4 protein-coding genes are annotated in these 2,869 nt (G+C 71.6%); 3 read left to right on the top strand and 1 reads right to left on the bottom strand.

The window, feature by feature from the left end:
* Nucleotides 1–284: glutathione S-transferase N-terminal domain-containing protein (locus Q0L11_RS17755; protein WP_296598989.1), on the bottom strand; the 284-nt coding region annotated here is incomplete at its 3' end.
* A gap of 137 nt (nucleotides 285–421) precedes the next feature.
* Between Q0L11_RS17755 and Q0L11_RS17750 the strand changes: the two genes are divergently transcribed.
* The 3 genes from Q0L11_RS17750 (at nucleotide 422) to Q0L11_RS17740 (ending at nucleotide 2,831) form a co-directional block, all read left to right on the top strand.
* On the top strand, nucleotides 422–616 hold the full coding sequence (locus tag Q0L11_RS17750; RefSeq protein ID WP_296598988.1) for a hypothetical protein: 195 nt from the start codon (nucleotides 422–424) through the stop codon (nucleotides 614–616).
* A gap of 177 nt (nucleotides 617–793) precedes the next feature.
* A complete protein-coding gene (locus Q0L11_RS17745; RefSeq protein WP_296598987.1) occupies nucleotides 794–1,477 on the top strand; it encodes a response regulator transcription factor in 684 nt (227 codons plus the stop codon).
* Between the two features lie 4 nt (nucleotides 1,478–1,481).
* A complete protein-coding gene (locus tag Q0L11_RS17740) occupies nucleotides 1,482–2,831 on the top strand; it encodes a HAMP domain-containing sensor histidine kinase (RefSeq protein ID WP_296598986.1) in 1,350 nt (449 codons plus the stop codon).
* Nucleotides 2,832–2,869 lie beyond the last annotated feature (38 nt).

Here is a 2,869-nt window from a genome sequence, read left to right as displayed (position 1 = left end):
CGGTCCTTGTCCTCGATGCGCGGCGCCAGCGTCCCGTAGCTGTAGCGGTCGGCCAGATAGATCGCGATGGCCGGGTTCTCGCTCACCACCACCTCGCCGTCGGTCAGCGTCGGCACCTTCCCCGCGGGGTTGAGCTTCAGGTACGCCGGGTTCTTCTGCTCGCCCTTGCGGATGTCGACGGTCTTCACCGCGAACGGGACGCCGATCTCCTCCAGCATCCAATAGGCGGTGAACGCGCGGCTGCCCGGCGAGTGGTAGAGCGTGATCCCGCGCTTGGCGGCCATGCGGTTCTCCTGATGGTCCGCGCAGAGGTAGTGCGAACCTTACAAATTTGCGAGGCGGCGGTCAGGCGGCCGCGAGCCGGCGGCGGCCATATGCCCCTCGCCGCCGCGAACACGACGGCGACGGAGACCATCCCGCCATGCGCAAGATCATGCTGTCCACGGCGATCGCGCTGTCGCTCGCGGGCGGCGCGCCCGCGCTCGCCAAGGCGCATCACGCCGAGAAGGCCTCGGCCACCGCTTCGAAGTCCGCCGAGTGCGCGCGCCAGTGGCGGGCCGAGACGAGCCATACCCAGACCCGCAAGGCCTTCATGGCGGCCTGCACGCGAGCCTGACCCGAACGAGACACACCGATCGAAGCTACGCTCTTGGTCCGCCGCGTTCTGCGTTTGTGGCGCGGCGAGCCAAGGGGGGCGGCGGCGGGCGCTACGCGTCCCCCATCCGGGCGCCCGCCGCTTTTTCGACCTCATCCCGGAGCATAGGGCCAAGCTGTCACTGAGGGAGGCGCCGGCATGGGCGCGAAGATCCTGGTCGTCGAGGACGACGCCGGCGCCGCCGAGACGCTGCTGAACGGCCTGCGACAGGAAGGTTACACCGTCGAGCACGTCGCCGACGGCCGCGACGGCCTCTACCTCGCCAGCTCCGCCGACTTCGACGCCGTGATCCTGGACCGCATGCTGCCCGGCATGGACGGGCTGTCCGTGGTCAAGGCGCTGCGCGCGGCCGACGTCCACACCCCCCTGCTGATCCTGTCCGCGCTGGGCCAGCTCGACGAGCGCGTGCGCGGCCTTCGCGCCGGCGGCGACGACTACCTCGCCAAGCCCTTCGCCTTTTCCGAGCTCTCGGCGCGCCTGGCCGCCATGCTGCGCCGGCCCGCCGCGCGGCAGGAGACGACGTCCATGTCCTGCGGTGACCTGCAGATGGACCTGCTCACCCGCCGCGTGACCCGCGCGGGACAGCGCCTCGACTTGCTGCCGCGCGAGTTCAAGCTGCTGGAGCACCTGCTGCGCCACAAGGACCGGGTGGTCACCCGCACCATGATGCTGGAAGAGCTGTGGGACTACCGTTTCGACCCGCACACCAGCCTGATCGACACCCACATCAGCCGGCTGCGAAAGAAGATCGACGAGGGCTTCGACACGCCCCTGCTGCACACCGTCAGGGGCTCCGGATACCGCCTGTCGGAAAGGGCCTGAACCCTTGCGCCTGAAGCCCTGGATCTGGCCGGCCGCCGCGGCGCTGGTGGCGCTGGCGGCTCTGCTCATTGGCCTCTTCATCGTCGATCGCCTGGGCGAGCGGGCGATCGCCCGGCAGCAGACCGCCATGGCCAGTGCGGCGCGCGACTACTTTGTCGCCTTCGCCCGTGACGAGGGCGTTCGCGCGCTGGCGGAGACGCTGAACCGCCACGCCCAGGTCGGCGCCGCGGACGGCTTCCGCTACGCGCTGGAGGACCGCACCGGCCGCATGCTGGCCGGCGCCGATGTGGTCAGCTCCCTCGACGCCCCCGACGCCGGCTGGCGCACCGTCGCCGAGCCCGACGCGCCGCGACGGCTCTGGCGGGTGCTCGCCCAGCCCCTGGGCGGCGGCTACACGCTCATCGTCGCCGAGGACCTCTCGGCCCGCGACGCCCTGCGCGCGGCGATCTTCCGCGGCTCGGCGCTGGCGATGCTGATCACGGCGTTCGGCGCTGCGGCGGCCGGCGTCGCGCTGAACGCCATGCTCCTCCACCGCACCCGCGCCATCGCCCAGACCGCCGAGCGCATCGCCGGCGGCGACCTCTCCGCCCGCGCGCCCGTGCATCCGGACGGCGACGTCTTCGACGACCTCGGCGCCTCGATGAACGTGATGCTGGGGCGGATCGAGGAGCTGATGACGGGGATGCGCACCGTCGCCGACTCCATCGCCCACGACCTGCGCTCGCCGCTGACCCGCATGAAGGGCGCCCTGGTGCGCGCCGCCGACCCCGACGCGCCCGAGCCGCAGCGGATGCAGGCGCTCGACGACGCCCACGTGGAGGCCGACACCGTCCTCGCGACCCTCAACGCCCTGCTCGACATCGCCCACGCCGAGTCCGGCCTCAGCCGGGAGAACATGCAGCGCATCGACGTGGCCGCCCTGGTGCTGGGGATCGCCGAGCTGTTCGGCCCCGTGGTGGAGGACGCGAGCCAGACGCTGGTCACCCACGCGCCGAGCATCCCTGTGCTGGCCCGCGCCCACCCCGCTCTGCTCCGCCAGGCGGTGGGCAACCTGCTTCACAACGCCGTGATCCACGCCGGGGCCGGCGCCACCGTGGTCGTGAAGGTCGAGGAAGCCGGCCTCGGCAAGGCGCGGATCTCGGTGGCCGACGACGGCCCCGGTGTGCCTGCCGAGCACCTGGGCCGCGTCCAAGAGCGCTTCGTAAGGCTGGAGGCGTCCAGAACGACGGCCGGGTCCGGTTTGGGGCTTGCACTCGTAGCGGCTTGCGCCAAGCTTCATGGTGGACGGCTGGTGCTGGCCGACAACCGGCCCGGCCTCCTCGCGGCGCTGGAGCTGACCGACCCTCGGTCTTGATTTTTGCGCCGCACAATCCTAGCTTCTTTGCCCCCGGG

It is taken from the genome of Phenylobacterium sp. (assembly GCF_024508875.1).
Classification (GTDB): Bacteria; Pseudomonadota; Alphaproteobacteria; order Caulobacterales; family Caulobacteraceae; genus Phenylobacterium.
The sequence above is the reverse complement of the archived record's forward strand: the minus strand, read 5'-3'. Positions and strand labels throughout refer to the sequence as shown.

Excerpts from the sequence above, each read along its gene's own strand:
- Q0L11_RS17750 (WP_296598988.1), top strand. The coding sequence starts at position 422 with ATGCGCAAGATCATGCTGTCCACGGCGATCGCGCTGTCGCTCGCGGGC.
- Q0L11_RS17745 (WP_296598987.1), top strand. The coding sequence starts at position 794 with ATGGGCGCGAAGATCCTGGTCGTCGAGGACGACGCCGGCGCCGCCGAG.